Below are 21319 nucleotides of genomic sequence, written 5' to 3'. Positions count from 1 at the left end.
AAGGTTTAATGATTAAAAAATTGTTGAACTTGTGTCGCATTCTTGGATGACGGCGTGACTTGGACCGCCTGGTTGGAAAATTGCACGTGAATTAACTGTTTTAAGCGTGTCAAAATTTCTTCAGGCACAGCTTGCTTAAAGTTTAAATCTAAAGTTAGTGGCGTGGTTGCAAAATGACTTAACGTGATCAGTCCTAAAATGGTGGCTGATTGTTTGGCTGTAACGCCCCAGATGACGGCTTGATTAGCCATCGTCTGTTGCATAGCGTGATTAATGATGTGTGCGGACTCGGGTAAGTCCACGGCCAAAAATTTTTGTAGTTCTTGACCAGATAAGTAACTGAGAAAATCCAGTTGATAATGGGCGGTGATTATGGGGTGTAAGTTATTAACTTGTGGCAAATTAATCCTCCTTAGTTGTAGTAAATTCGGGATAAATAAAATTATTAATCTTGTTGAGCACGTCTTCGTCATCATGCATTTGCGAATGTTCGCCACTCACGCCTAAGGCACTGTATTCTTGAAACTCCTGGACGTGATTTTGTAAAAGGTATTTAATGGAGCGCGCAGAACTCACGGACACATACTTGTCTGTGTTGGACGCGTCATTGATGTTACCATAAATATTTAAAACCCGTGCTGTTTTAGGAAACTTAAAACGATTCAAATACATCCATAAGTATTTGGGCGTCATAAAAGCGGGTTTGCCGGAAACTGCTAAAGGGTTAATATTAGGTAAATCACCAAACGCGACTAAACCGTCAAACGGACCGGCAATCAGTGCCAAGCGATTGATATTGGGTAAGGGACGATTGTAAGTTTTAATTAGATAGGAAACTAAGGCCACGGAACCCAGCGAATGTCCAATGGCATTATACTGTTGAAAGTGATAACGTTGGTATAAGTCGCTTAAGATTTGATTAAACCAACGTTCCATCGTGCTAGACGGGATCCAGCGATCTTTAAAAATTAATTGGACAATTGGATATTTGGCGGTGGACCAGTAACCAGAATAATGGATCTTACTCTGCCAATCCACCGTGGCACGCAAAAAAACGGGTGAACCAGTCATTTTTTGCGCCGAACCGACCATTTTTTCCGTGGTATAATTACCACCACGAAAGCCATGAAGATAAAAAGTGGGGATTTGTTCAGTGCTCGAATCAACGGAAACTCGTTCGTCTAATTTACAGATGGGAATAGTTGCGGTCTGATGCTTGGAAGAATGCCAAAGTTTCATGGAGAAAGTGCCTCTTACTAGCTAAAGTTAACTATTAAATATGATACAGGTTCTAAACTAGTAATTCTAGGTTCAAGGAGAAATTATGCCAAAATATTATGCAGTTAAAAAGGGTCGAAAGCCGGGAATTTATCACAATTGGCCCGATTGCCAAAAACAAGTTCAAGGTTTCAAAGGGGCAATTTTCAAAAGTTTTCCTACTTTAAAACAAGCCCAAACATTTATGGTTGCGCAGACGGCCACGGCCACTGCTACTAAAAAAGCGCCAAACTGGACGGCGCAAGTGACAATGTATACTGATGGTGGCACGCGTAATACGGGCAATGTCTTAGGTGGTCATGTCAAAGCTAGCGATAAAGCCGCGTGGGCGTACTTAATTCAAAGTGCAGGAAAAGAATTTTCTGGCACTCAGGGTTGTTTAGGGGCAACCAATAATCAAATGGAACTAACCGCGCTGCAAATGGGCTTGCAGCGCTTAGTGGATTTACAATTCAATAGGTTAAAAATTGCAGTTGTGATGGATTCTAAATATGTTTTAAATGCTATTAATCAAAAGTGGTTAGCGGGGTGGCAACGCCGTGGCTGGAAAAAAGCATCCGGCGAAACGGTCTTAAATGTCGAGTTGTGGCAGCAAATTGCCGCCTTATTACCTCAGTTTCCTCAAATTAAATTTGTATGGACAAAAGGACACGCGGATAATGCCGGTAATGTCTTTGTTGACGAGCTGTTAAATCGGACAATGGATCAGATGTAAGCTAGAAGTAAAAATTGTTGATGTCTTAGATATTCAGCTTGAAACCAGGGTCAAGTTCACGTTATGTTAAAGGATGTAAGGAGGAAAATTAAATGAAAAATGTAAATGAGTTTAAAAATTTAAGTAATAATGAATTAAATAGTGTTATTGGGGGAAAGAAAAATATGTGGCATGATTTATGGGTAGGATTTAAGCCATTATTTAAATCTTTTACTAATTAATACTATTTAATAATTAACGCTGATGAATTTTTTATTGGCGTTTTTAATTTATATAAGTTGAAAATAAACCCTTGTGGGGGTCAGAAATAGCTTTAGCGTTAAAAACTCCCTTTCGATATAATAGTTTTTGGCTACCAACCAATACTGTTATCGAAAGGGAGTTTTTCTAATCTTGAAACAAGATATTAATAGCCTAGCACATACAAGATGGAATTGTAAGTATCACATTATTTTTAACCTAAATATCGTCGAAAAGTAATCTATGGAGAATTACGGCCAGACATTTGTCTTAATCTTAAGGCGTTTGTGTGAATTAAAAGAATTGGAAATTATTGAAGCACATGCGACGCCAGATTATATTCACATGTTAGTGAAAATACTACTTAAAAAGTAAGAACAAATAAAAATCACGAGTAGTAGCAGTTGGTAGTGTGTTGACTGGGGCTTTAAAGGGACTTTTTGCGTCGGGTGAGAGCCCTTTTAGGGCTAAATAAAAAAGCCACCAGCTCAGCTAGTGGATAATTAACTAGTATTTAAATTTAACTAGCACTATTGTATTTTTTTGACAAATAATCGGATTTATTTTTAATCCAAAGTGGATATAGGGTTAGAAGTGTTGCTAATAAAAATGTGTTTATAATAATTATTATTAGCATACTAATGGATGTTCCTAGAGTTTGCGTTGCATTGGAATCGCTTGATAATATGTTTGTGATGTAAGGGTTATTAATCAAAAGAGCAATGTTAACTATTAAAGATCCAGCAAAAGAAATTAGTAACCAAACTAGTTTCTTTTTTGTTTGGAATCTTTGCCAATCAGTGAAGAAACATAAATACATAATTAAGACGATTAATGTTAACAAAGGTACAAACTTAATCTGCTGTAACTGACCAAATAAATGTAAGTAGTTTAAACATAATAACGGAATCAACAATACATATAAAAAGCTTTCCATATAGTGGTTATGGTTAGCAGTTTTCTCTTGTTTTTCATAGTGATCTAAAATCACGGCATCATCTTTAATTAAATAATCTAAGGAAAGATCAAACAAATTACTTAGATCAATTAAAGTATTAATGTCCGGAATACTGCGATTATTTTCCCAACCAGAAACAGTTTTCCTCGAAACCATTATTTTTTGTCCCAGTTGTTCTTGGGTTAAGTTCAGCTTTTGCCGATTTAATTTGATTTTCTCACCGATTGTCATCTTTATGTATACTCCTGGTTTAATTATATTAATTCGCTTACATATTTACATTATATGACAATGGTTATTAAGTTTCAGTATAAATATTCTGTTGTTTAAAATTATAGGTAGTTTTATGTCTTATTTTTAAAGATACCGGGAGTCTTTAATTATAAGTTGAATTTCTAATTAGAATATATTTGATTAGCAGGAAGTAAATAAGTTGTTAAAGATTAATAGGATATAAAAACTACGTTGATTAAAGATATACAGCATTGATAATACTGTTAGGACTAAGATAGTATATTTTTAATGGAAAACTTTGAATGTCTTAATTAAGCAGCTTGAGAGTATAACTATTTTAAAATAATATAAAGATGTCCGAAAATTAAATACTAGTTAATCAATTTACGGATATTTATATCATTAAATTTATAGTTAAGGGAGAAATTTATATGGTTGACTTTAATAAAAATAGTGCCTTTAATAATTTGTCTGAAGCTGATATGACTAATATTAATGGTGGCGGTGCATGGGGCGGAATATTGGGATTTGTCGGTAGTAATATAGCAAGTTCAGCTATAAGCCACGTTGGCAATATTTATTCTGGTTGGAAGCATGCTGGTCATAAAAGATAATTTATAATGTAATTTTAATTAATTATGGAGGAATAGTAAAATGACCCAAAACTTTAAAGTTAATAATTTTGATAAAATTGATACTGAAGCATTGAATAATATCAATGGAGGAAATTGGGAATCAAAATTTTGGTATGGAGTTGGTTATTGGTCACATGTTGCATGTAATAACAATGTTTACTACGCTCAACATTATGAACAAGGAATTAAATGGGGATAACAAAAAGCTGCTTTTGTAAGTGATTTTAATGAGCTGAAGAAATATCAATTTCTTTGGCTCGTTTTGTATTTGTAGAAATGGAGTTCATTATGATTAAAAAATTAATAAAAAGCCATTGTAATAAAAGATTAATAATAGTTATTTTATCTGTAATAAATTATTTTTGTCTGGAGCATATAAAGCAATTTTTGGATACTAATATTTTTGCTTTTATTATAGATGCTTTACTTTTACTGGCAACATTTTTGGGACTAATATATTTTATATTTGAAAAATAAAATACGCGTTGTGCTAATTATTTTTTCCAAATTATCTACAAATAAACATTGTTATAACGAATTACGCTAAATAACGGTCATGGTTGCGCTTAATATCGAATATTTGATTTCATAATCGTATATTTTGGTTTAATTTTCTGATTAACGATACCAGTTCTAATGTATTGAAATAAATCATCACATCTTTGGGTGAGACTATTAAATCTTGATCTTTCTGGTAAATCAAACAAATTTAACAAGCTTAATAAACGATAAAAACTACGTTGATTAGAGATACCAATTGTACTTGCAGACACCATTAAAGCTAATAATTGGACGTCTGATAATTTAGCCAAATGCACATTGCGGAGGTTTTGAATAGTAATAGGGACAAATTCTTGATAGAGTGGCGTTAAAATGTTAATCCAAGTTTGAATTAAAGATTGCAAGCTAAGAGATTCTTGGTTACACTTAAGTAGGTCTGACATGGCTATCACTTTCTTGTTAGAGGTAACTTAAAGTGTAGCCTAGTCAGGCTTTTTATTTCAACTATTTTTTAACTGGCACCACGCGTGATATTTATTTTCATTATTCCAAAAAGTCTCTGCCAGTGATGGAATTTGAGCAGCTATAAAAATTAAAACTTTTTTCAATATTTATTGACTCCTCGTTATTTTGTGTAGTTTGTTATTTTACTAAACTAAAAAGCGAAAAGATGCTTCCCTTTTATTAAATACTTGTATTATAGTATTGGTTAAATCAATACTATTCATCTTGTATTTTTATAAATGTTTATGAAGCCAAGAACTAACGCTATTACATCCCTTGTGTAGACCGTGGCCAATGCCGTAACCAAAGTTATAATCAGCTTTACCACCACCAGTAACACTTTGCAGTTTAATATTATCAATAATCTGAAAGTTATTCATTGGTTGTACTCCTTTCCATCAACTATTTTTATTGACGTAAGTCGTTGTAACTTACAACTTTTATTTTAATAAATATTTTTTAGAAAAGGTCGGCTTGTTTTTAACGTCTATTTTTCAATGATTAACGTTCACAAATGGCAGTCAGCAAATGTTTGTTTTTTAAACTTGTCTACGATTTTGAGTAATATTTTGTAGGATACAAATTAAAAATCATAATTAAGTAACAAGTATTGATAAGAGTCATTAGTAAAATACCAATGCACAGGCCCAAATCGAAGACGTGGTTAGTTGAAAAAGTATTAATAATATGTTGGTTAAATAACAAAATTAAAAGGTTGAAAATGAATGCCAATATACTAGAGATCATGAGACGGAACAGTAGGCGGTGTTGTTGGAATCTTTGCCAATCATCAAAAAGATAAAGATAAAATATCAAAATCACGACCATTGTTGTAAAAACAAAGCGTACCTGAGGAATCGTTCCAAAAAATTTAAAATAGTTTAGTCCTAATAATATTGGCAGTAGCCAATAAATGTATAGTTTTAAATGCTTGAAACGTGATAGTTTCTTTTCTTGCTGTTCATAATGATCTAATACTTGGGGATCGTTACGAATTAAATCATCTAAGCTCGTCTGAAAGATATCGCATAAATTGATAAGAATGTTAATGTCGGGAATACTATGGTTGTTCTCCCAGCCAGAAATAGTTTTGCGAGAAACCATAATTTTTTGTCCCAGTTGCGCTTGAGTTAATCCTTGTTGTTGACGGTAAAATTTGATTTTTTCGCCAATATTCATTGTTTGTACCCCTAAGTTTTGACTTAATAAACAATGTTTTAATTATATTACGAATTTTTCAGCTGAGCCAAATATTTCCAGGGAAATATTGCCCCAAATAAGTAGTGTCTGAGAAATGAAGCTTGTTAAATTGAAGAAAAAGTCTTTAAATGTAAGCGTATAATAAAATGCTATTTTACAGGGGGAGTTAAATTATGTTAACTTTTGGTCGTAAACCGTTATATCGTCCATTAATAATGAGTTTGTTAATAGGTGCAGTGTTTGGCTTGTTTGTTGGATCGGTTTGGAACGTGGGTTTAGGTGTCGCAGTATTTGTAGTAGTTTTTATTTTGATGATTTTAAATTATACGCGGAAAGTTGCCACGTTAGATGGTTATTTACAAGTTGATGAGCAGAGAATTTATTATTATCCTACAGCTAGTTTTGGTGAGCGGATTTCCTTAGTTTTATTGCCTTTTAAAAAACCACAAAGTGTTGCAATTGATGAGGTGTCATCTTATCAAATTCAAGGGCGCCATGATAAATTTACTGATGTTAATTTGCCACTGCCAGTTTCCACTGCTTACGGGGCTTTCTTGCCAGGAATGCTGGCTGCTAAGAATCCAATTAATTTAACGTTAACTTTAAAAAATTCGCAAACTATTACGATTGATTTATCAATTGACTATGTTTATGATCAACAAAATTTCCGGCAAAAGTTGACTGGTTTACAACCATATTTACCTGAATAAAAATTTGAACTTTTTCACTAATCTTAGTGAAGCGATTTAGTAAGTCGTTGGGTGCAATAATGTTGGATATTGTGTTAGTTGTTTTGCTTATTTCAGCGTCCAACAACCATATGTGATGAAAATTAAATTTAAAGTGTGACTTGAATGAAGTTAAGTAAACAAGTACAGTTGGCAATTGGTATTATAATTGTTTATTTTGGAGTAGATGCGTTATTGGCTCAATACGGTAACGATAACAATTTTCGCTTAGGTGTGATTAAGTTCATCTTGGCAGCTGTTTTAAGCTTAGCAATTGTTGGTATTAGACGTTTATCACAGGTTGAACCTGTTAAGGTATTGGTGACAGCTAAGTTCTCTCATAGATTGGTCTATTACTTTGTAGCTTTAATTTATATGATCTTGTACTTTTTGTTTAACGGAACAATTGTAGGGGTGGTTAATGCGCTACAAGAAAAGCCATTACAAATTTTTAATATCTTTTTGATAGCTGCTGCGGCAGGCATATTTGAAGAGTTATTAAACCGTGGCTTATTATTTGATCTGTTTTGGCAATGGAAACAAAATAGTCGCTATCGCTTATTGTGGGCGTCCGTTGGGAGTAGTGTCTGTTTTGCACTATTACACTTAATGAATTTTCTTGAGGGACAATCATTCATTTCTACCGTTCAACAAATGTTCATGGCTTTGATTATGGGATTGTTCTTAGCATATTTGCGTATTGTCTTTCATGGATTTACGTTACCTATTGTTGTACATTTTTTATTGGATTTTGCTCCAAGCATTACTGGCGTTCAGCCAGTCAATCCATGGTGGCCATTGGCGCTAGCTTTTGTTGTTTTCTTTGTGCCAATTTGTTATTTAATTTGGCGATTATCAAAATTAAAAACTCATAATATAAACAATTAATAAACTTGGAGGAAGTAATAAATGGCTCAAAAAGATGGTGCCTTTACTGGCGTTGGCATGGAGATGAAGCAAACAATCCATTCTAAGAAAAATTCTGATTTCGTTAATTTAATGTTATGGACTTTAGCAATTTGTTTAGGCAATGTAATTTTGCAGAGAAATGTAGCCCATTTGTCGATAACCAATTATCATATTTTGTTCGTAGTCCTAATTGGTGTCTACATTATTGGTGCCGTAATTTGGACAGCTTTATTTTGGAAAACTAAAGTTGCCCACACTTCAATTAAAGCTGAGAATAAAACAAAATTTTATTGGACAAACATTGGCAAAACGGTCGTATACATTATTTTTAGTATTAGTTTATTTTTGATTTTGTAATTTTACTGCAATTGATAAATCCTACTTAGCTTGTTAGCTAGGCAGGATTTTGAATGTATTTAATTATCTGAAAAGCTCTACGTGTGAACCAGCATCAATAACCAATCTGGCTTAATATGTAAATCACGCTCCGGTTTACGATTCACCCAAGTTCAATGGCAAATTATATACTTTTTCAAAATCTTCTTTTTTATAACGACTTTTAAGATGTTTTTATAGTAGCTTTTAAAGCGTCTTTCAAAATTATATTATGGATTTAAAATATTTTACTGTTTAAGTTATTTGTCATTAATATTTCCTAGGTAATAATGTCTGTCACAGATAGCTTGTACTTTGAGAAAAATGGTTTTACATTAAGTATATTAGTAGATTTTTCATTTTAATGAATGTCTAGAATCTGCTAAATTATTATTTAGCTTAATTTAAAGACAAGTTGGAGTGTGTTGATGAATCCCAAAAAACTTTATATTCCTCAAGTTGATGAAGAAGATTGTGGTGTGGCAGCTCTAGCCATGATTTTGAAAAATTATGGTTCGGAATTTTCCTTAGCGCGTTTGCGCACTTTTACTAAGACAACGAATGAAGGCACCACAGCCCTTGGCTTAAAAAAGGCCGCGGAACATTTTGACTTGGAAGTTCAAGCCGTGCAAGCTGATGCTTCGTTATTTCAAATGAAGGATGTCCCATATCCGTTTATTGCGCACGTCGTGAAAGATGAAGCCTTGGAACATTATTATGTCGTGCTCAAGGCAGAACAGAAAGGCGTGTTGATTGCTGATCCCGATCCAGATGTTGGTGTTACAAAGATGACTTACGAGCAGTTTAACCAAGAGTGGACGGGGGTGAGTTTGTTTTTTGCGCCCAAACCAACGTATCAGCCGGTGAAAGACCAACAAAAGAATTCATTGGCACAATTCTTGCCCGTAATTTTCAAGCAAAAAAAGTTATTAGTCAACATTATTTTAGCCGCACTATTAGTGACGTTAATCAGTATTCTGGGATCGTATTTTCTCCAAAGTTTAATTGATACATATATTCCCAACAATATGATTCACACCTTATCAATTATTGCACTGGGGTTAGTAGTGGCTTACATCTTTCAGGCAATTTTTTCGTATGCACAAAATTTTTTACTGGCAATTTTAGGTCAGCGACTATCAATTGAGATTATTTTAGGCTATGTGCGCCATATTTTTGAATTGCCAATGTCGTTTTTTACCACGCGCAAAACGGGCGATATTATTTCACGGTTTAATGACGCCAACAAAATTATTGATGCGCTAGCGAGTTCCATTATTTCGATTGGCTTAGATTTAACCATCGTGGTTATTATGGGAACAGTTTTAACGCTGCAAAACGGAACGTTATTTTTAATTACATTAATTGCGTTGCCGATTTATATCGTAATTATTTGGGCGTTTAATAAACCGTTTGAAACCTTGAATCGCAAGCAAATGGAAAGCAGTGCAGTGTTAGATTCTTCCATTATTGAAGACTTGCACGGAATTGAAACGATCAAGTCATTATCGAGCGAAGAACAGAGTTATCAAAAAGTTGATCATGAATTTGTGGATTTACTCCAAAAAAATTTAAAATATACCAAAGCTGATCAATTACAACAAGCACTCAAGCTCTTTGTGCAATTGGGACTCGGCGTCATAGTTTTATGGGTGGGGTCCAATTTGGTGGTCAAAAATGTGCTGACAGTCGGCCAATTAATGACCTTTAACGCCTTACTGACTTATTTTACTAATCCGCTGCAAAATATTGTGAACCTGCAACCCAAACTTCAAAGTGCCAAGGTAGCTAATAATCGACTCAACGAAATATATTTGGTGGAATCGGAGTTTAATCAAGAACGTCCGCTGAAAGAACAAGAACTGTTGCATGGTGATTTAGAATTGCGAAATGTGAGCTACCGCTATGGTTACGGTCAAGACGTTTTGCACCAAATCAATTTAACAATTCAAGCGGGTTCTAAGTTAACAATCGTGGGGATGAGTGGCTCGGGCAAGTCCACCATGGTCAAACTATTAGTTGATTTTTTTGAACCGACCAAAGGACAAGTGTTGATTAATGATCATAACGTCCAAGAAATTGATAAAACCGCTTTGCGGCACCAGATTGTCTATGTACCACAAGATCCGTATGTTTTTTCGGGGACGATTTTGGAGAATCTCAAATTAGGCAATCGCCCGGGGGTTACGTTTGAAGACATTCGCCAAGCTTGTGCGGTGGCGCAAATTCAATCCGACATTGAACACATGTCCTTACAATATGAAACCAAACTTGATGAAAATGGCGATATTTTATCTGGCGGGCAAAAGCAACGCTTAACAATTGCACGGGCACTATTATCACCGGCGCAAGTTTTGATTTTTGACGAATCAACCAGTGGGCTAGATGCTATTACGGAAGCTAAGTTGGTGGCGGCACTCTTAAAATTGCCACAAACGGTGATTTTTATCGCCCACCGCTTAGCAATTGCGGAAAAAACCAATAACATTGTCGTTTTAAAACAGGGCCAATTAATTGAACAAGGAACGCACCAAGAATTAGTCGCCCAACAAGGCGAATACTTCCGCTTATTAAACGCAACGGGAGGTGGTTTAAATGGATGAGTCTCAATTAGAGAGTAGTGAATTTTATCATGCGCGCTTTAATAACTTTTCGACATTATTAATTGTGCCGGTGGCCATTTTGATTGTGTTAGTAATTTTATTTTCTTTGATTGGCCAACGTGAAATTACGATTAAGGCGCCTAGTCAAGTCGCCTCGGGCAAAGCAGTTTCCATTTTACAATCGACGAGTAATAATCAAATTACGCATGATTATTTAAAAGAAGGACAACACGTTCATAAGGGGCAGCTATTGGTCACTTATCAGTCCCAATCTTTAAAGCATCAGTTGACTTTATTACGGCAACAACAACAGTTATTTCAACAACAGTTAACGGCACTCACCACTTTGAATAATAGCCTGCAGCAAAATCAAGATTTGTTTGCCCAGACGGATCAATTTGGTTATGAGGATTTGTATCACAGTTATCAAAATCAACGCCAAGTATATCTCTTGGAAAATGAGTTGTTACAACAAAAGTCCCAAACGAATACTGCCAAAAAGAATAAGTTGATCGCGAATTTAAATACTAGTTTACAAACGGCGCAAACCAAATTGGCTGCTTATCAAAATATTGCCCAAGCGATTAAGCAAGGCTCTGATCCGGGCAATTCCACTTATCGTTATTTATATACAGCTTATCTCACAGCCAAACAAACCCAAGATCCGAGCACTGCGCAAGCAGATGCTTTAACCAATATTCAGCAACAAATTGACCAGTTGCAAGACAGCATTCAAGCGACGACTCAGCAAAAATTAGAGTTAAGCGATTTTGATAGTAGTCAATACGATGTGGCAACTAATCAGCAAAAATTAGCTAGTCTACAAGCGGAACAATTGAGGTCCTGTTCCCAACAACAAATAGATCTGAAACAAAAGCAAAGTCAGAATAATTTAAAACTCAAAGAAGTTCAAGATTCCACGCATGATTTGAAAGTTAAAGCACCGATTACGGGGATCGTCCATGTGTTAAATCCCAATCAGCGTAATAAATTGGTGGGCACGGGCAATCCGTTGGCCCAAATTTATCCGCCGTTGACGGTCCAAAAACCACTCAAATTGCAGGCTTATGTTGCGCCCAATGATATTTCAACCGTACGGCGCCAGCAAATTTTACGAGTTAAAATCAGTCGCAATGTGCCGACCCCCATTGTCTTGAGCGGACGCATTAAAACCATTAGTGTCGCGCCGGTGACTGTGGGTAAGAGTAATTATTATGTCGTTGAAGCATTGGCAAAAGTCCCAGCAGCACAAATTGCTAATTTGCATTATGGCATGGCGGGACAAGGTTCCATTATCACCGGTCGGGAATCATTTTTCACTTATTATAAAAACCGCTTATTTAATCATGAAGATAATTAAGTTAATAAAAAAGGCTAGGATCAAAGTCGCTGTCTTGCTGACTGATACCTAGCCTTTTGACATATCAATTAAAACAAATTTTGAAAGAAGTTGACGATTTTAGTCCACAATTGCTGTAAGAAGCCTTGATTTTGGGGAGTATTGACTTTGTTAAATAAATCTTGGGCATGACTTTTGATATCCGAACTTAATTTATTGGCCTGCTGGCGAAAGTTGCCATTTTTTAAAGCACCGGAATCCCGAATTTGAACCAATAAGTTAATGATTTTTTGTTTCTGATTATCAGTAATAATGTTTTGCAGATTATTATTTTGAATCGTGTTGTTGACGATATTGGTGATTTGATTAACCGTCACGTTATTCCCAATCTTGGCCATTTGACTCTTAGCCTGCGCAATCGCGTTGTTGAGTTGGGTATCACTATAGCCTTGCTGGCCCTTATTTTGTTGGCTAATTTGGCTTAACGTTCCCATTTCATTTTGCGCTGCTGCGACTTGATTCTCATTGAGTTGTTGGCCATTTTGAGCAAAGGCGGCGTAAACACCAGCTAAGGCACCCGAACCATCAATCGGAGTGGCCGAAGTGACGTAGATATTAGCGTCGCTAATCCCGGCGGTTAAAGCCGCATTACGGTATTGATTAGCAGTGATCGTGGTGATGTTATTGTGACCGTCATATTTTAAAATTTGGACGTTAATGCCCGAACCACGGCTGGTCTTTTCAATTAAAGCTGAGGACCAAACGCCTGATTGCTCCGTGAAGTTATCGCCTGCCGGATTGAGGTATTGCACTAACGTGGCACCGGTGACGGTGATTTGTTGAAAGTTTTTATTTTGGATTTGATTCGATAAAACGTCAATCGTCCCTTGCTTTTGGGCGTTGGACAATGAAGTTCCTAAGGTCATCACCGGGGTGTCCCAATTATTGTCCGCTTGGGTGGTGGTCGTCGTTAGCCACCAGCCACCAATTAACACAGTCAATAAGGTTAATAAACGTGTTCGTAATTTCATGGTGTTTTCCTCCTCATGGGGATCTAGGATTATTATAACAACTTAACAAATTACTGACTACTTTCGCGCAAAGAGTACTTATGTAATGACAAACTTATTCGGTCAATGATTAGCAGAAAATTGTTAGAATTTATGCTGCTTGGAGTCACTATCACTAAACTTTTCAGTGGTAGATAGCTACCGGGATGAACTATTTTCTATTGGTTCTTTAATTAAATGTGTTATACTCAAGGTTCTAAGTACGACCGATAAATGAACTTCAATTTAATTAAAGGAGTTAAACAAATGAAAATAGTTGTTTTGGCCGGTGGCCGCAGCACCGAACGCAATGTTTCACTATCGTCTGGTGTCAAAATTACCAATGCTTTACGCTCTAAAGGCTACTCTGTAGCCTTGGTGGATTCTTTCTTGGGCCAAGAACTAGCGGCCAATCAGAAGGTTGAAGATCTTTTCACGACGCAATTAGCGGATGAGACCAAGTTAGTGATTGATGATGAAGTGCTCACAGATGAAAAGATTAATGCTTTGCGCACGGATGGCACACGTGGCTTACTTGGCAAAAATGTGCTCCAGATTTGCCAAGCTGCTGACTTGGTTTATCTTGGTTTGCACGGTGAAGATGGCGAAAATGGCAAAGTCCAAGCCGTGTTAGATGTCTTTGATATTCGTTACACGGGTAGCGGTCCCTTAGCTTCCGGTCTGGCAATGAATAAGAAGTTTTCTAAGGAAGTTTTTGTGCAAAATCAAATCCCCACGGCACCTTATATAACGACCAAAACCACGCAAGTCGCTCCAGCGGACATTCCGTTTGGTTTTCCAGTTGTGGTAAAACCGGCTAATGGTGGTTCGAGTGTAGGTACGCACATTGTGCGCGAATATGCGGATTTGGCGGCGAGCTTAGAGGATGCCTTTTTATTTGACGAGGAAGCTTTGATTGAGAAGTACATCCAAGGGCGCGAATTTTCGGTGGCCATTATTGATGGCGAAGTTTTGCCACCCGTGGAGATTGTGGTGACGACTGGTTGGTATGATTTTCAGCATAAGTTCCAAGATAATAACCAAACGCAATTCATTACACCACCCGAGTTGGATCATGAAACAGCGCAAGTTTTAGAAAAGTTGACGCGCCAAACTTTTGCGGCCTTAGATATGCAAAATTATGGGCGCATTGATTTCTTGGTAAGTGAAGAAGGGGCTTACGTCATGGAAGCTAACTCACTACCGGGCATGACGCCGCGCTCCTTGATTCCGCGTGAAGCGGCTGCCGTGGGGATTAGTTATCCTGATTTATGTGAGAAGATTATTCAAAGTAAATGGCGTTGGTACGAGCAACAAGCTTAAATTTTAAGAGATAAACAAAACGACTGATGGTTCAAAAAAGCCACAGTCGTTTTTTTGTGCTTTAGAAAAGCCAATGAATTAATTCAAATGTTACATAATAATGGTTTTACTTTAATAATTTACATTAAAAAGAATAATTAGTAATTAAATCTAAATATTTTTATATTTATTAAATATAAAAATATATTAGATATAATGAATATATTACTCAACAAAATTCGTGATTAATGGTATACTCTAACAAATGATACTGACAAAAAACTGATGTAATCCCCATCTTTAGGTGTTTTATTATCGATAAAAGTATAACTGCTGCTGTAATTTTGATAATTATATTTTGAATAAATATTTTCTAAAATATATTATGGATAGTGAGGCTAATGCGTAACGATAAAATTTTATCAATAGTAATTTTATTATTTAGTTGGGCTTTGATTTTGCAACTGCACGTTAATAATGTTAATGCTGATCCCAATGATGTGACTGCCCCGCTGGTCAAACAAGTGGGGTCAGTTACGTTACCGAATAATCAAGTTTTACAGGCGCCGACCATTACTGTCAGTAATTTGGCAGTTAATCCGCCACAAGCTACAGATATTGATGATGGCTTGACTTGGTCGCCGGCTCAAAACCGGATTGAGCTCGGCCAAACGTCAGCTATTACGAATAATCAAGGTAAAAGTGTCAATATGGGTTTTACCTTTGGTGGTTGGGGTGATCTTACGATTTCGGGTCAATTAACTGCTAGCCGCAAGGCCAATATCTTCTTACATGATGGTCAAAAAGATAACGGAACTCCCAACAATATTCAAGCTTTCTATGGTGGTGTCAGTATTGGTCCCAGTACCAGTGTTGATTATGCCTTATTAGATAGTACGACGACCTCCATTGGGCAAACAGGAGGAGTTTTACAAACGATGTCTAATTTGACGTATTTTGTTTCTAAAGATGCCAGTGGAAGAGTCCAGGCAGTTAAGATTATGGGATACTTACGTTCTGGGGCTTTGGAAGTGGAAGAAGTGTTGCGGACTTCTCGTTACTCAGATGGTGGCGTAGCTCAGGAATTGTATGTTAAGAATGTTTCAACGACGTTACAAAATTATGTGGTAGCTGAAGGGGAAGATACGAAGTTAGAAAATGAAGATCAGATTGGCTCTTATGTTAGTGACCGGGTACCGGTTTATGCCTTGGGGGATAATCGGGGCATGTATATCCAGTCTCCAAATCATCGTTTAAATATTAATACCGATGTTACCGATGGTCCTACGCATTGGCTCGCGGGTTTTTATGGCGATTATATCAAGTGCAATACGAGTGGAGTCAGTACTTTTGCTTATGGCACTGCCGTGTTTAAGGGCAGTAGTTTAGCCAATGCTACCGGTCAAGAGGTTGGTAGTTATCCTGCTGGCTCTGAGTTATTACCAAAAAGTGGCGGTTCCTATCCCGATTCAGCGTATGCTCTGCTGTGGCCAGTAACTAATTTGGCGGTTGGTCAAACTAAGCATTACGCGGTTGATTTGGGAATTAATGCTAGTGCGTATTCTAAACCATGGTTGACAGAAACTTGGCGCAACGTTTCCCGGAGTGATGGCAAAAATTATCCCCAAGATCAAATTGAGTTTGATGTGACTTTAGGTAATGATGGTTTTGCGAGTGCTTATCAAACCACCAACTTAAGTAATTTGCTCCCCACTGATTTCCAAGTTACAAGTGCTAAAATTACTTACGCCAATGGTCAGGACAAAACGGTTGCTTATAATATTGCTAATCGAGGACTGCAATTGAGCCCTGCTGATGCAATTGTACTCAAGGATAACCAAAAGGCAAAGATTACTTTTCTGGGGACAATTAATACGAGTGCTAATGGAACAACTTTAAGTACGACGCCTAAGGCGACAGCCATAGAACAGAATTTAAGTAGTCATCCAACCAGTGATTTTTATGGTTCCACTTTGAGTATTCCAGTTGAAAAATTAACTTTTTCTGCCAATTTAACGCAAACCGCGGTGGATCGTACGCGCAGTTTACCAACCAATTATTATGTTCCCGGAGATACGATTGATTTTTATTTAGACTATCAGATTGCTGCGGATAGTACGGCCACGGCATCACAGCTAGTCTTTACAACACAAGCCAGTGCTGGTTTGAAGTTTGCTAATTATGTTTTTGCGAGCGACGGCATTAATAATACTGATTTAGTAACTACTCATATGACAGATCAGACAAATGCCAATTGGCCGCAAACAATTGTAGTTAAAAAACGCAGCGGAGAAGCTTTCAAAGCGGGCGATCACTTGCGTTTAACGATTACTGGTGTAGCCGTAGGGGATTTATCTGGAGCACATAATAGTAGTTATCAAACTTTACAACATAATGTCAATGCTTCAGCACCTCTCAATTCTGGGCAAGGGAATACTGTTAACGCGCCAATATTAATATTGCAGCGTGCGAATTTCGCTTATTTTACTGAGATACCGACGACGATTGATTTTGGTAAGGTCGTGAATGCAGGGCAATCCGTAACTAATCGTGCTACCAAGGGAGCGTTAAAAGTTAATAGCTATTTTCAAAATGCGACCGCTCAAGGTTATGAGATCCGAGTGGCTTATGATAATACTGGTAGTCAAAGATTAACAAACGGCTCGGTTGGCTTAATACCACAAGGAACGTCGTTATTAGCATATCAAGAACAGCCGGTTTTAAGCAGCGGTATTAAGGTGGCCAAGATTACGCCTAGTTCTGGTAATAGTATTGGCATTAATGAACGTGGGATTGATTTGACTGATTTAGTGGGAGCTAACCAGTGGCAATTACATGCGCAGCGTAATGCTTTAGCGGGAGATTATAAAGGAAAGCTAACGTGGTCGATGGTTAATTCGCTGTAAAATTGAACCGAAAATAAAAGGCTAATTGTTTAATTCTTGGATTAAACAATTAGTCTTTTTTGTGCTGTGAGTGCTGTTGTGTTAACTCTGGATGACAATATTAATTTACAGCCGTCGGCATTGATCATCAACAAATATTTAAAAAAGCAATCTAATTAAAAAATGTCAAAAAACATTTCAAAATTAACTATTAGAAAAAATTGGAAAATATTTGTTATTTGTTATAGATGAGTGCTATAATCTCTTCGAAGTTTAATAATATAAATCTTATTTTTTGAATCAAATTATGTATTATTCAGTTTTTACGAGTGAATAAATATATAATTTGATTAATTATTTTAGAGTAAAAGATAAAAACAACATTTAAAAGAATTAAATATTATCTGACTGTTATTAATGATGAGACTTAAAAGTATTTGATGGCAACTTTGGATTAAACACTGTTTAAGTAAAAATAATCAATCCTGAACGGGGCGATTAACGAGAGAAGGGTGGTGCAGGAAATGTTTAAATCTGGCAAGTTAGTGCTCATAACTGCGTTGCTGTTATTCGTGATGAGCTGGGCATGCTCGCAGCACACGGTCGTACTAGCGATTTCTAATCAGGGACAAGCAGCTACATCTCGCAATATTCAACAGCAAAGTAATACTAAGAGTTCAACAACTATAACCACGCAACCAGTGCTGCATTTATTATCTGTACCGCAGAATTTAACTCGGTCCCCTGCACCGGCGCCAACTTTGAACAATGTCATTAATGTTCAAGCTGATCCAACAACTGCGGTTAATTCGGGGACGTTAGGCAGTTGTTATTGGTATTTATCTGATAACAATACGATTTTAAATATTAATGCTGGAACTATAGGAACCGTGAACAATACAATGCCTGGTGAAGATCCTAATAGCACTTACCGGAATCGCTGCGGTCCTTGGATTGCTTATCGCGATCAGATTACCACCGTCAAGATTGCCCCCGGCGTGAAAACAAATAGTGATTGTTCTTATTTATTTGCTAATTTAACTAATTTACAGCAGATTGTTGGCTTAACAAACTTGGATACAAGTCAAGCTACTATGATGGGAAATTTATTTCGAAGTTGTACTTCATTAAAGAAAGTTGATTTAAGTAATTTTAAGACTGTGAATGTTAATAATATAGAAGGAATGCGCAGCTTGTTTTTCGATTGTGCAAGTTTGACGGATATTGATCTGAGCAGTTTTAATACCAGTAATAATCATGACATCGGTTATATGTTTGATAACTGTTCCAGCTTAACGCATATTAATTTTGGTAATAACTTTGACACGAGTCAAGTAATTAATCTGAGCTACATGTTTTATAATTGTACTAAGCTACCGGAGATTGATTTTGGTCAGAAGTTTGCTACAAGCAAAGTTACTAATATGGAAGCAATGTTTTACGGCTGTTCCAGCTTAAGTAATTTAGATTTAAGTTCTTTTCAAACTAGTAAAGTGACTGATATGGGATGGCTGCTTTATGGGTGTTCCAACTTGTCAAAAATCACCTTCGGTGCGGGATTTGATACGAGTAATGTAACGTTAATGAAGTCAATGTTTAATCAGTGCAGTCATTTGACCAGTTTGGATGTTAGTCAAATTAAAACTTCATCAGCTACTAATATGTCGTATATGTTTTATGGCTGTTATAACTTACCAACTTTGGATTTAAGCACCTTTGACACTAACAAAGTCGCTGATATGTCTTACATGTTTTACGGGTGTTCTAATTTGCAAACTTTGAATTTAAGTTCCTTTAACACTGCTCATTTGACCGGCATGACTCAAATGTTCACTTTGGATTTGAAACTGTGGAAACTACAATTAGGTACGGATACCAAGTTTACGAATTCGCCGGATTTAGCAATGCCCCAAGCAGGACAAATCTCAACTTACAATGGTTACCAATATGAAAATGTAGGTGGTTGGCAAAGCGTTGCTGGCGGCAGTGATATTGCCCCGGCAGGTACCATTTATTCGAACAGTGATAGTTTAAATAGTCATTTAGCAACCAATCATATTCTGCCCGAAACATTAGTCTGGCAAAGAAAGTGGGCCAACACTGCGCCAACATTAACACCGACTCAAACCAGTTACACCTATGCGCAAGATTGGAATAGTAACCAATTACCGCCATTTGAGTTTGATGTTCGAGTTCAAGATCCTGATAGTACGACCGTGGCACTGTATTACTCTATTGATAAGCAGTTGGTTAATTTAACAGATATCAAAAAGTGTCAGCAACTAACAGCTTTCTCGGGCACTAGTTCGGCTCCGATTAATACCACTTACCCAGCTCAAATTAAAGTTGATTCTGATCTCAAGACATTAGCTATACCGAAACAAGGTGGACATCAAATCTACCTATATGGGGTTGATAGTGGTGGCCAATTTACGACGATTAATCCCCGAGTTACCACGGCGCAGTTGACAATTAGAGAAAATAGTAAAATTACGGTGGATACGGTTGACCAAAATGGTAATCCGTTACCTAACGCTGAGGAAACCGGCAACCGACCCGCGGCTTCTTATTATGGTTCGGTAGGCGAGACTTTGAATCTTGCCCAAGATACGACTAATTATCCGGACGATATTTATACCAAATATCATCGTTATCATTTAAAAACACGCCCTGCTTCAGTGACCTATCAATCAGTCGCGAATGCTGATGGTTCCAAACCAAGTGCTAATCCTGTTGAAGTCAAGATAGTATATACCGAGGTCGGTAGCCTAATGCTGCAAGGTGTTCCTAATAATTTAGATTTTGGCACTAAGATTATTTCACAAAGTAGACAATTAAACCATTTGCCTGAGAGTTCATCCAACCAAAACTTGCAAGTGGTGGACACTACCCAAAAGCCTAATTGGCAATTATTAGTTAGGTTATCAGAACCATTGACGAATCATAATGACGATTTGTTGAGTAATGTTTTGAAATATCAGCAAAGAAGTAATGGCGCTTTAGAAACAGTAGGTACCAATGATACTTTGGTAGATAGTAAAACAGCGACTGTTGATACTATTCAGACGCCGAAGATTGACACGACAGATATTTCAAAAGCTTGGTGGTCTGCTAATGGGCAACAAGTAGCTGGATTGATGTTAGATTTGCGCACGGCTTTGCTTAACCTTCAAAGTGGTCAATATCAGGGACAATTGACGTGGTCAATCACTAATTCGTTGATGAATTAAAAATGATTGTTGGTAATTGCATTTCAAATAAACCAAAAGTCATTGGAGCTTTTGATATGAACAACAAAAAATCGTCCTACTCTAACTTTGGCAAGTTATAGGGCGATTAAAAATGTCTTAATAACGTAGTCACCGCCTTTAAAGCGGATCGTTCAGGGATTGGTGTACTAGCACCAGTCCCTTTTTCAATACATTTTTGGCAAAAATCATTTTTCAAAATTGAAAAGTCATGCAGTTTAAGTAATATGCTACAATAGTTAGTGCGATAAGTTTTATGGGCGGTGACTGTTTGTTCTCGAGGGGGTGCTTGCGTATGAGAATACGGAAGAATCAACAGAAAGGATATCCAGTCTTACTTGAATACCTATCAGGTATTGACGTTGATGATTGCCTTTGGCACATTAGTTGCCACAATCATGAACCACAAAAAGTAATAAAAAACCGTCCCATGTTAACTTTGACAGGTTATAGGACGATTTAAAATAGTTTTATAACAATTGTCACCGCCTTTAAAGCGGATCGCTAAGGGATTAGTGTATCAGCACTAGTCCCTTTTTCATTACCAATATAACATATTCTTTAGCAAAAATCATTTTTTAAAATTGAAAAGTCATGCAGTTTGAGTAATATGCTA

The 21319-nt window shown here is 36.7% G+C and carries 21 protein-coding genes and 2 pseudogenes; 15 read left to right on the top strand and 8 right to left on the bottom strand.

What is annotated here, in order from left to right; all coding sequences use genetic code 11:
- Positions 1-5: 5 nt before the first annotated feature.
- Both AC3B5S_RS03955 and AC3B5S_RS03950 read right to left on the bottom strand, forming a co-directional pair.
- The gene (locus tag AC3B5S_RS03955; RefSeq protein WP_489769306.1) at positions 6-401 is read right to left on the bottom strand and encodes a hypothetical protein; all 396 of its coding nucleotides are present in this window, start codon (positions 399-401) and stop codon (positions 6-8) included.
- A 1-nt stretch (position 402) separates the two neighbouring features.
- On the bottom strand, positions 403-1239 hold the full coding sequence (locus AC3B5S_RS03950) for an alpha/beta hydrolase (protein ID WP_489774684.1): 837 nt from the start codon (positions 1237-1239) through the stop codon (positions 403-405).
- 82 nt (positions 1240-1321) lie between these two features.
- Here AC3B5S_RS03950 and AC3B5S_RS03945 point away from each other — a divergent pair, with 82 nt between their 5' ends.
- The 3 genes and pseudogenes from AC3B5S_RS03945 to tnpA all read left to right on the top strand — a co-directional run.
- On the top strand, positions 1322-1993 hold the full coding sequence (locus AC3B5S_RS03945) for a ribonuclease H family protein (RefSeq protein WP_489774993.1): 672 nt from the start codon (positions 1322-1324) through the stop codon (positions 1991-1993).
- Positions 1994-2085: 92 nt separating this feature from the next.
- The gene (locus tag AC3B5S_RS03940) at positions 2086-2214 is read left to right on the top strand and encodes a bacteriocin (protein ID WP_489774685.1); all 129 of its coding nucleotides are present in this window, start codon (positions 2086-2088) and stop codon (positions 2212-2214) included.
- A 172-nt stretch (positions 2215-2386) separates the two neighbouring features.
- Positions 2387-2593 (top strand): annotated as a pseudogene (gene tnpA / locus AC3B5S_RS03935) (IS200/IS605 family transposase); the annotation flags it as partial.
- Between the two features lie 160 nt (positions 2594-2753).
- On the opposite strand, the gene AC3B5S_RS03930 reads toward tnpA, so the two are convergent.
- Positions 2754-3422 carry a helix-turn-helix domain-containing protein gene (locus AC3B5S_RS03930; RefSeq protein WP_489774686.1) on the bottom strand — a complete coding sequence of 223 codons (669 nt, stop codon included), beginning with the start codon at positions 3420-3422 and terminating at the stop codon, positions 2754-2756.
- A 434-nt stretch (positions 3423-3856) separates the two neighbouring features.
- Here AC3B5S_RS03930 and AC3B5S_RS03925 point away from each other — a divergent pair, with 434 nt between their 5' ends.
- The 3 genes from AC3B5S_RS03925 to AC3B5S_RS03915 all read left to right on the top strand — a co-directional run bounded on the left by AC3B5S_RS03925 (position 3857) and on the right by AC3B5S_RS03915 (position 4537).
- Positions 3857-4039, top strand: a complete 183-nt coding sequence (locus tag AC3B5S_RS03925; protein ID WP_489769302.1) for a hypothetical protein — start codon at positions 3857-3859, stop codon at positions 4037-4039.
- A 40-nt stretch (positions 4040-4079) separates the two neighbouring features.
- Complete coding sequence (locus AC3B5S_RS03920; RefSeq protein ID WP_489769301.1) at positions 4080-4259, top strand: ComC/BlpC family leader-containing pheromone/bacteriocin; 180 nt, start codon at positions 4080-4082, stop codon at positions 4257-4259.
- An 89-nt stretch (positions 4260-4348) separates the two neighbouring features.
- A complete protein-coding gene (locus AC3B5S_RS03915; protein WP_489769300.1) occupies positions 4349-4537 on the top strand; it encodes a hypothetical protein in 189 nt (62 codons plus the stop codon).
- Positions 4538-4626: 89 nt separating this feature from the next.
- On the opposite strand, the gene AC3B5S_RS03910 is transcribed toward AC3B5S_RS03915, so the two are convergent.
- The 3 genes from AC3B5S_RS03910 to AC3B5S_RS03900 form a co-directional block, all read right to left on the bottom strand.
- A complete protein-coding gene (locus tag AC3B5S_RS03910) occupies positions 4627-4965 on the bottom strand; it encodes a hypothetical protein (RefSeq protein WP_489769299.1) in 339 nt (112 codons plus the stop codon).
- Positions 4966-5298: 333 nt separating this feature from the next.
- Entirely contained in the window at positions 5299-5445 is a 147-nt protein-coding gene (locus tag AC3B5S_RS03905; protein WP_489769298.1) for a hypothetical protein, read from the bottom strand.
- 169 nt (positions 5446-5614) lie between these two features.
- Entirely contained in the window at positions 5615-6244 is a 630-nt protein-coding gene (locus AC3B5S_RS03900; RefSeq protein ID WP_489769297.1) for a helix-turn-helix domain-containing protein, read from the bottom strand.
- 194 nt (positions 6245-6438) lie between these two features.
- Here AC3B5S_RS03900 and AC3B5S_RS03895 point away from each other — a divergent pair, with 194 nt between their 5' ends.
- The 3 genes from AC3B5S_RS03895 to AC3B5S_RS03885 all read left to right on the top strand — a co-directional run bounded on the left by AC3B5S_RS03895 (position 6439) and on the right by AC3B5S_RS03885 (position 8259).
- Positions 6439-6975, top strand: a complete 537-nt coding sequence (locus AC3B5S_RS03895) for a hypothetical protein (RefSeq protein WP_489769296.1) — start codon at positions 6439-6441, stop codon at positions 6973-6975.
- 144 nt (positions 6976-7119) lie between these two features.
- Positions 7120-7881: a CPBP family intramembrane glutamic endopeptidase gene (locus AC3B5S_RS03890; RefSeq protein WP_489769295.1), complete on the top strand. Its 762-nt coding sequence runs from the start codon at positions 7120-7122 to the stop codon at positions 7879-7881.
- Between the two features lie 21 nt (positions 7882-7902).
- Positions 7903-8259 carry a hypothetical protein gene (locus AC3B5S_RS03885; protein ID WP_489769294.1) on the top strand — a complete coding sequence of 119 codons (357 nt, stop codon included), beginning with the start codon at positions 7903-7905 and terminating at the stop codon, positions 8257-8259.
- Positions 8260-8351: 92 nt separating this feature from the next.
- On the opposite strand, the pseudogene AC3B5S_RS03880 reads toward AC3B5S_RS03885, so the two are convergent.
- A pseudogene (locus AC3B5S_RS03880) lies at positions 8352-8468 on the bottom strand (type II toxin-antitoxin system mRNA interferase toxin, RelE/StbE family); the annotation flags it as partial.
- A 237-nt stretch (positions 8469-8705) separates the two neighbouring features.
- On the opposite strand from AC3B5S_RS03880, the gene AC3B5S_RS03875 reads away from it, so the two are divergent.
- Together AC3B5S_RS03875 and AC3B5S_RS03870 are read left to right on the top strand one after the other, a co-directional pair.
- Positions 8706-10880, top strand: coding sequence for a peptide cleavage/export ABC transporter (locus AC3B5S_RS03875; protein WP_489790096.1), 2175 nt, complete (start codon positions 8706-8708; stop codon positions 10878-10880).
- Positions 10873-12240, top strand: coding sequence for a bacteriocin secretion accessory protein (locus AC3B5S_RS03870; protein ID WP_489769292.1), 1368 nt, complete (start codon positions 10873-10875; stop codon positions 12238-12240). Before AC3B5S_RS03875 ends, AC3B5S_RS03870 begins: the two co-directional genes overlap by 8 nt.
- Before the next feature lie 68 nt (positions 12241-12308).
- Here the strand turns inward: AC3B5S_RS03870 and AC3B5S_RS03865 are convergent, their stop codons facing one another.
- Positions 12309-13250 (bottom strand): DUF1002 domain-containing protein, encoded by a 942-nt coding sequence (locus tag AC3B5S_RS03865; protein WP_489756997.1) that lies wholly within the window; start codon positions 13248-13250, stop codon positions 12309-12311.
- Between the two features lie 285 nt (positions 13251-13535).
- Between AC3B5S_RS03865 and AC3B5S_RS03860 the strand changes: the two genes are divergently transcribed.
- From AC3B5S_RS03860 to AC3B5S_RS03845, 4 genes are all read left to right on the top strand, one after another.
- Positions 13536-14591: a D-alanine--D-alanine ligase family protein gene (locus tag AC3B5S_RS03860; protein WP_489790095.1), complete on the top strand. Its 1056-nt coding sequence runs from the start codon at positions 13536-13538 to the stop codon at positions 14589-14591.
- A gap of 380 nt (positions 14592-14971) precedes the next feature.
- Positions 14972-17476, top strand: coding sequence for a hypothetical protein (locus tag AC3B5S_RS03855; RefSeq protein ID WP_489790094.1), 2505 nt, complete (start codon positions 14972-14974; stop codon positions 17474-17476).
- Between the two features lie 503 nt (positions 17477-17979).
- Entirely contained in the window at positions 17980-20685 is a 2706-nt protein-coding gene (locus AC3B5S_RS03850) for a BspA family leucine-rich repeat surface protein (RefSeq protein WP_489790093.1), read from the top strand.
- Positions 20686-20998: 313 nt separating this feature from the next.
- Positions 20999-21166 (top strand): hypothetical protein, encoded by a 168-nt coding sequence (locus AC3B5S_RS03845; protein ID WP_489769288.1) that lies wholly within the window; start codon positions 20999-21001, stop codon positions 21164-21166.
- Positions 21167-21319: the final 153 nt, after the last annotated feature.

This window comes from Bombilactobacillus sp. ESL1094, assembly GCF_058107425.1.
The sequence above is the reverse complement of the archived record's forward strand: the minus strand, read 5'-3'. Positions and strand labels throughout refer to the sequence as shown.